Below are 7,550 nucleotides of genomic sequence, written 5' to 3' on the forward strand. Positions count from 1 at the left end.
CATTTTCTATTGTTTGTATGAAAAATGTGTCTTGGATAAAAATCTTACACAAGATGGCTCAACTATTTGAGCGGTTTAAAAAGCACCCCCCATTTCAGTTTTATGCAAAACTGTAAGAAAAACGCAATTGCAACATGAGCGCCAGAAAACGCGTCATTTGTCTGTAGAAAAACTGGCAGCATGCGCTGGACATAGACTCATTAGTACTTTCTTTATCTTATTAAACAACCCATTAAAAAATTATTGTTGAATGATTCAAAATACTAAACCGTTTACCTAGTGTTAATCAAAGAGCTTATTTATCTAGAGCTAGATCTTCGATAAGCGCACACCAATTTAGACGATTAGGCAAAAGTCGTGCACCATTGTGCACGAGCGATAAGCAATAGCAGTGCTAAACTTAGCTCACGTTTTTCATTCTATTATTGCTTAACACAGGACTTACCTCATGCAATTTGATTTTTCTTACTACAATCCAACCCGGATTCACTTTGGTAAAGATTCACTCGCTAAGCTTAAGGATGAGCTCAGTCAGTATCCAGAAACCGTTCTGCTGACATATGGTAAAACGGCCATTAAAAAAAGCGGCTTATACGACAAAGTCGTCGCGATTCTAAGCGAAGCTGGCAAAACTATCGTCGAATTAAGTGGCGTTATGCCAAACCCTACTTATGAAAAGATGATGGAAGGAGCACGACTGGTTAAAGAACATCAAGTAGGACTGATTTTAGCTGTGGGCGGCGGCTCGGTTATCGATTGTGCGAAAGGCATTTCAGTTTCAGCCTATTGTGACGAAGACCCATTTGAAAAATACTGGGTGAACTATGAACCAGTGAGCAACAAAATCGTTCCGGTTGCATCGATTTTAACGATGGTAGGTACAGGCTCGGAAATGAATGGTGGCTCGGTTATCACGCACGAACAACAAAAAAATAAAGCCGGTCGAGTATTTGACCCAGAGGTTTATCCAAAATTTTCAATTCTAAATCCAGAATATACCTTTACTGTCCCTCAATATCAGATGGTTAGTGGTGTCTTCGACACAATGTCGCATCTGATGGAGCAGTACTTTAGCGATTTTGGTGTTAACACAACTGATTATCTCATCGAAGGATTACTCAAATCCTCTATTGATAACCTAAAAGTTGCTTTAGATAAACCAGATGATTATGAAGCACGCAGCAACCTGATGTGGAATGCAACTCTGGCATTAAACACCATGACGGGGTTGTCTAAAACTCAGGACTGGCAGGTTCATATGATTGAGCATCAACTGGGTGCTTATACAGACTGCGCCCACGGAATGGGGCTAGCAGCCATTTCATTGCCTTATTATCGGCATATCTATAGCCATGGGATAGATAAATTTGTGCGCTTTGCAAATGTCATTTGGAACATTCCAAGTGATGGACAAAGCAAAGAAGCCATCGCTCAAGCAGGGATTGATGCCCTTGAAAAATTTATGCAGGACTGCTCAATCGTGACATCGATTCAAGAGCTTGGTGCAACTCGCGAGATGCTGCCTAAAATTGCTGAATCCACCATTATTATCGGGAACGGCTATAAAAAAATCAGCAACGATGAAGTGCTAGAGATTCTAGAAGAATGTTTCTAACTTAAGTAAATGCAATACCATAATTGGGTCAGGAGTTATCCTGGCCCTTATTTTATATTTACGGTTCAATTTTAAATCTGCGAATAGTCCCCAATTTCTCATCATAATGGGAGCTAAGCTCAGTTGGTGCCACACTCTGAATCACTCGGATAGACGGCCAGTTATCAGCTTCGACACTGATCAATTTTGGGCAAATTAAATGGTTCTGGATAACCCATTGAAGCATAAATTTAGCGACCCCTTGGTTGCGTGCGGACGGTCGCGTCTCATAACCAATATGGCCAATAACCTGTTCAACTTGCTCATTACTACCATGACGCACTCGAATCGCTCCGAGGATTTTCCCATCACTGCATGCATAAAATGTCTGGCTCGGTAATAAACCATTCACCAGATATTTGGGATTGCCATTAGCGCGCTCAATAAGTGAATGTAAGTATTCTTGTGGATCATGCAAAGCGCGATGATACATGCTGATGCCACTCTCGATACACTCGCGCGCATAGGAAACAATCATTGCAACCGTCACCGATTGCGGTAAAACCACATCCATGGAATTTATCCGTTCAATTTATTTAGACTAGGGCGGTTGACCGACTGATTTATAGAGCAATAACCACACAGCAAACGATTGTCTTGCCTAAATTTGCCTTAGATTGTCGCGAAACTAATCATATATCAACAGACCCTAATAACTCTTCACGAACCTGCATTAAGGCAAAACCGAGTAGATTTAACCCAGGCCATAAAATCGGATTAGCGGCGTCTTGATGATCGCCAGCCAGCCCAATCCCCCAGACTTTATCAACCGGGCTTGCTTCGACGAGCACTCTATCGTTGCTTGCCAGTAAAAAATCAGCCAACTCGCTGTTTTGTGAAAATTTAGCGCGATTAGCCTCAACAACAATATCAAAGCGATGCGCTATCCACACCGATTCATCAAAACCTAACACACAACGCCCCAGTTTTTTAGCGTGCCCCGGATGAGTCGAAGCTAGGATCTTCGCCAGTGTGTCATCGTCATTAAATAATTGAGCTTTTTTGGCCATCATAAACTGTTCTGCGCTGTGATAAGTAATGCCATCTACTACAAAATCAATCTCATACCATTGGCTAAAACAGCTTTTAGTCACCCCTTTAGGGCCTTTTTGATGCCCCCAGAAAAATACATATTTCACAGTATTTCCCTGCTCAAGCCATTCAATTAACGACTCTTTTGATTTAATGACCATCTAAACTAAACCTTAATAAAAATTTAATAACTAATAAGAGGGAAATTTAACCTTTTACATATCTTCTGTGATGGTTCGAATCACTTTAGCGGGATTTCCCGCAATAACGACATTATCGCCAAAACTTTTAGTGACAACGGCTCCAGAGCCAACCACAACGTTATCGCCCAGTACCACACCCGGATTTATCGTTGCATGACCACCAATCCAGCAATTGTCACCAATACTCACCGCTTTAGCATATTCAATCATACGATTACGTTTTATCGGTGAAAGCGGATGGCAAGCAGTATAGATACCGACCTGAGGCCCTATAAAACAGTTATCCCCAATGCTAACCTGAGCACAATCTAAGATGACACAGCCGAAATTGGCAAAAAAGTTCTCACCAATCGAGATATTTTTTCCATAATCACAATGAAATGTCGGCTCGATAACAAACTTTTGCCCCACTTTTGCAAATAACTCGGTGATTAGCTCGACTCTCAGTTGTGATTGCTCATGGCTTGTCTGGTTGTATTTTTCAAATAATGCTCGCGCATGGGCTCGCATCTTACATAAGCTGTCATCATTGGGGTCATAAAACTCACCCAAGCGCATTTTATTAAGTTCACTCATTGAATATTCTCCGCTCAAGCCTACCCTTTAGGGTTATAGACTAAGACAACCATAACATAATTTATTTAGAAAAATATCCAATTGATTTATAAGGTGAAAATCTGAGAGGCTGCGATATTAATCGCTACTTTTTAAATGTTGTTAGATATAAATCTTCAACTTTGTCACGCGCCCACTGTGTTTTACGCAAAAATTTAAGTGAAGATTTAATCGATGGCTCATTAGAAAAACAATTTACTTTAATTTTTTGATGTAGTCCATCCCATCCGTAATGTTCAACAAGACGGGTCAATATCTTTTCAAGAGTCAATCCATGCAGTGGATTATTAGGTTGTTCTTGGCTCATATGTTATCCAGTATCTACGCTATTTGGCTCAAATTAAGCTAATGAGCGCACTATAGCAGAATCGGCCAGTGAATCCATGGACCACCTACAAACGCGGACGAGGCTAGCTCGCCCGTCAATACTTAACAGATAGGATAGCGTTTGAATAATTCAGTTTTCTCTAAGACTGTGGCTATATTCCTAAGCGCCGGGAAATCATCTGCATTTACAACCTTCGGCAACATTAATTGCATAAATGACCAAGTTACCGCGCTCGTAATTGCCGCTTCGTTGAGGTTGTCATCTTGCATCGAAGAAATCGTAAGTTGCTTATTAAGTTCGTGACAAGCTGCTAATAATTGTCGGGTAACACGGTCAATCCATGGTTGATGAAGTTTTTCCGAAGGTCGAAGATTATTTTCATAGACAATTTGAACCGTTTTTTCACACGCAACAAGCGCTAATCCAACTGTTCGTAAATCATTAGCTAATTCATGAGACTGTGTTGGAAATAATTTTAAATCAGGTGAACTTAAGGCTTCGAAATAATCGATAATTAAACTTGAGTCCATCAGCACCATACCGTCATCAAGCACTAAACTTGGCGCTTTCACCACAGGATTGACTAAAGCAAACTCTTCAAAGGTACTAAACACTGATAAAGGTCTATGCTCAAAGTTAATTCCAAGGCAATCTAAAGAAATCGCGACTCTGCGAACATAAGGTGAATCTAATGTCCCGATAAGTTTCATCTGTAACTCTCCTCTGTCTGACTCACCGAAGCTGAACGAGCCGTCATTATTTTCATCATTCAGCATCGAATCTCTTGACTAACAACTTATATGTTTAACAATACTTACATTAATCAGATTAATTAGACTTTAAAATCAGTATTTTCTACCCGAATAATTAAGAGATACTTACATGTCAAATTTTCCTCCAATAGCTAGCCTGCGAAATTTCGAAGCCGTTGCCAGACTCGGCAGCATTACAGCGGCGGCCAAAGAACTGCATGTGACGCATTCAGCAATCAGCCAACAGATTAAAGTCTTAGAAGAAATGTTAGGTGTCACACTGTTTATTAGAGAAGGACGAGGACTACAAATTAGTGAAAATGGGCGTCTGTATGCTCTACAAATTCGAGAATCTTTAAATGGCATCTTCGAGGCGACACGATTAATTAAGACCCAACCCAAAACCACCGAACTTGTTGTTGCAGTTCTTCCCTCATTTGGCTCAAATTGGTTAATACCACGTATAGCGCGTTTCGAGCAGCTGTATCCCAATATAAGCGTACGACTTCAGGCAAGCCTTCATGTTGCAAATATGGTGAAAGAATCTGTCGATATTGGGATCAGGATGGGCAATGGTCATTGGGAGGGGGTTGATAGCCACCGGCTCTTTAATGATGAACTAGTCGTCGTTGCAGCTCCGCATTTTAATCATGGCTCTTTACCTCAAACACCTGATGAAATTATTAAAAGCCATATCATCTTTAACATGGAATCATGGCAACCATGGTGCCAAGCGGCAGGAGTTGATGTCGAACTCCATCGCACTGGCCTGTGCAGCAATGACTCAAACCTAGTATTGCAAGCAGTTCGTTTAGGTCAAGGCATCGCATTAGAACGTCGAAGCCTAGTACACGATGCAATTGAGCGTAAAGAGCTAGTACAACTGTCTTCGGTAACAGCGCCTTATCCCTATCCATATTGGTTAGTTTTACGTCAGCGAGATGACGCCAAAATTAAACAAGAAGCTTTCTCTAACTGGCTAAACGACGAAGTTAAGCAATATCTTAACTCGCTATCGCAGTAAAAAATACAAATTATGATTTATTTTTAAAATTCATGCATTTACCAATAATTCTATTTCGCCCTTTTGTCTTCGCTTGATACAACAACTGGTCGCACATATCAATGACTCGTTGCTGTTCTGGCATAAAATCATCTGTTAATGTAATCGTTAAATAACCGATACTTACAGTGACATAAGGCGCTACCAATGACGCAGAATGCGCAATATCTGCCTCTTCGATTGCTTGACGTATCGTTTCAGCGACTATAGTTGCCCCTTTAAAATCCGTGTTTGGCAGTACACCGCCCATTTCCTCACCACCATAGCGAAATCCAATATCCATCGTTCGCTTAAGTGTATTTCTAATAATTTCTCCAACTTTAGCCAGACAGTGGTCACCTGCAACGTGGCCATAGACATCGTTAAATTGTTTAAAATAGTCAACATCTAACAAAATTAGAGAAATAGGCATGTTAGAGCGCTGATGTCGCTTCAATTCAGTTTTGAGAAAAAGGTCAAAATAATTTCGATTATACAACCCCGTCATGTTATCCATCCTTGCCATCTGAGCTAACTGACGGTTTGACTCTTCTAACTCTTTCGATGTTTGGGCAATAAGCGTAGTAAGTATTCTAATTTCATTAATCTGGTTTGATGAATCGTCTGCTTCATCCACACATTCTGTTTCTATATCTTTAAGACGACCAAGGCTAGGCTGTTCGGATAAACCTAGGAGTGTCATATTTTGAATTAAACAGTGTGTTTTGAGATCTGGTGAGGTAAAAAATTCTGTCGAGGTGAAAAAGCCTGCAGTACTTGCAATATCATCAAGGTTTCGAATATCGATTGATACCTTTTTACCTAATAATTTTTTCCTAGCGCCACAAGAGTATACATACAGTGCTTCAGGCTCGTGGCTTTGTAGTTCAGCTTTTATTCGTTTTGCTTCAGATTCTAGATGTACAATATCACAAAAACTGAAACGCACTGTTGTTCCCTTAGCAAGACAGCCCGTAAACTCAAATGAACCATCGTCATATTCTTTTACGGGAACACTCAATACCCCATCTTCTTCTCGAACGAGCGGAAACTGAAGCGCAGGATGAATAAAATCGGTCAAATCAATATCTGCGCCCAAATAATGCTTATATAACTCTTTAATGCTTTTATCATCAATTGCATGAACCCGGTGGCCTTTCGAGCATGTAACCTGCATTTTTCGTCCGATCGGGATCCAGCCGTTATTATGATACGCCCATGACTGAAGGCTCTCCCCTTTCAACAAAGCAACCACACATCCTTTATTGGATACGACTTGCTCGGTAAACACATAGGTATCAACTAATTGATGCGCTATTCCCGCTTGGCCACCCGCAATTAAAACATTTTTATTTTCTTTAGAAAGCGATTTGATAAGCGCGCTATTTTTAATAAACTCATGATCAGAAATAGCATTACAAAAAATTAGGGCTACATTGGGTTGATGTGATGAAAATAATTTTCCTATTTGCTTTGCACAAATAGCTAAATCACTTTGATCAAAATAGAACGTTTCTGCAATTGTATTCTCAAATATAGAAACACTGATCACAATCGTATCGTCATTGACATTTGAGCCAATAATTTCCCCTGCAGTTGAGCTCCGACATCGATTGACCAAAGCAAGCAATCGCGAGAACAGATCAAATTATTTATTCAGTGGCTTACCGAGCAAAGTGATCAAGAAAAAGTTGATGAATTATATCGACATATTTTACCCATGTTAGTTAGTGAAGATAACCGTCAGGACATCACACTCAACCAGCTGATTCACTTAGCAAATTGGAGCCTTCTAGGCGCGGCCTTCTGGCCCATTCCTCTGGATATAACTCAACAGAATATGGTAATGTCCACTTCCCCTAAACTGAGACAAATTTAAATGGAGTTTTCTACACTCATAGATGTAGGAGAGAACCATGAAACA

Annotated in this window: 8 protein-coding genes; 2 read left to right on the forward strand and 6 right to left on the reverse strand. The window is 40.3% G+C overall.

Annotation, left to right across the window (positions count from 1 at the left end; translation table 11 throughout):
* Nucleotides 1-448 precede the first annotated feature (448 nt).
* Nucleotides 449-1,615, forward strand: coding sequence for an iron-containing alcohol dehydrogenase (locus tag ABTQ23_RS20585; protein ID WP_408617645.1), 1,167 nt, complete (start codon nucleotides 449-451; stop codon nucleotides 1,613-1,615).
* Nucleotides 1,616-1,673: 58 nt separating this feature from the next.
* On the opposite strand, the gene ABTQ23_RS20590 is transcribed toward ABTQ23_RS20585, so the two are convergent.
* From ABTQ23_RS20590 to ABTQ23_RS20610, 5 genes are all read right to left on the reverse strand, one after another.
* Nucleotides 1,674-2,168 carry a GNAT family N-acetyltransferase gene (locus ABTQ23_RS20590; protein ID WP_408617646.1) on the reverse strand — a complete coding sequence of 165 codons (495 nt, stop codon included), beginning with the start codon at nucleotides 2,166-2,168 and terminating at the stop codon, nucleotides 1,674-1,676.
* A gap of 118 nt (nucleotides 2,169-2,286) precedes the next feature.
* Nucleotides 2,287-2,847 (reverse strand): riboflavin biosynthesis intermediates N-glycosidase, encoded by a 561-nt coding sequence (ybiA, locus tag ABTQ23_RS20595; RefSeq protein WP_408617647.1) that lies wholly within the window; start codon nucleotides 2,845-2,847, stop codon nucleotides 2,287-2,289.
* 54 nt (nucleotides 2,848-2,901) lie between these two features.
* Nucleotides 2,902-3,465, reverse strand: coding sequence for a sugar O-acetyltransferase (locus tag ABTQ23_RS20600; protein ID WP_408617648.1), 564 nt, complete (start codon nucleotides 3,463-3,465; stop codon nucleotides 2,902-2,904).
* Between the two features lie 124 nt (nucleotides 3,466-3,589).
* Nucleotides 3,590-3,811, reverse strand: coding sequence for a VF530 family protein (locus ABTQ23_RS20605; protein ID WP_408617649.1), 222 nt, complete (start codon nucleotides 3,809-3,811; stop codon nucleotides 3,590-3,592).
* Nucleotides 3,812-3,933: 122 nt separating this feature from the next.
* The gene (locus ABTQ23_RS20610; RefSeq protein WP_408617652.1) at nucleotides 3,934-4,542 is read right to left on the reverse strand and encodes a glutathione S-transferase; all 609 of its coding nucleotides are present in this window, start codon (nucleotides 4,540-4,542) and stop codon (nucleotides 3,934-3,936) included.
* Nucleotides 4,543-4,714: 172 nt separating this feature from the next.
* Between ABTQ23_RS20610 and ABTQ23_RS20615 the strand changes: the two genes are divergently transcribed.
* A complete protein-coding gene (locus ABTQ23_RS20615) occupies nucleotides 4,715-5,608 on the forward strand; it encodes a LysR substrate-binding domain-containing protein (protein ID WP_408617650.1) in 894 nt (297 codons plus the stop codon).
* 10 nt (nucleotides 5,609-5,618) lie between these two features.
* Here the strand turns inward: ABTQ23_RS20615 and ABTQ23_RS20620 are convergent, their stop codons facing one another.
* Nucleotides 5,619-7,256, reverse strand: a complete 1,638-nt coding sequence (locus ABTQ23_RS20620) for a sensor domain-containing diguanylate cyclase (RefSeq protein ID WP_408617651.1) — start codon at nucleotides 7,254-7,256, stop codon at nucleotides 5,619-5,621.
* Nucleotides 7,257-7,550 lie beyond the last annotated feature (294 nt).

Origin of the sequence: Celerinatantimonas sediminis (genome assembly GCF_046054195.1) — a bacterium.
Classification (GTDB): Bacteria; Pseudomonadota; Gammaproteobacteria; order Enterobacterales; family Celerinatantimonadaceae; genus Celerinatantimonas.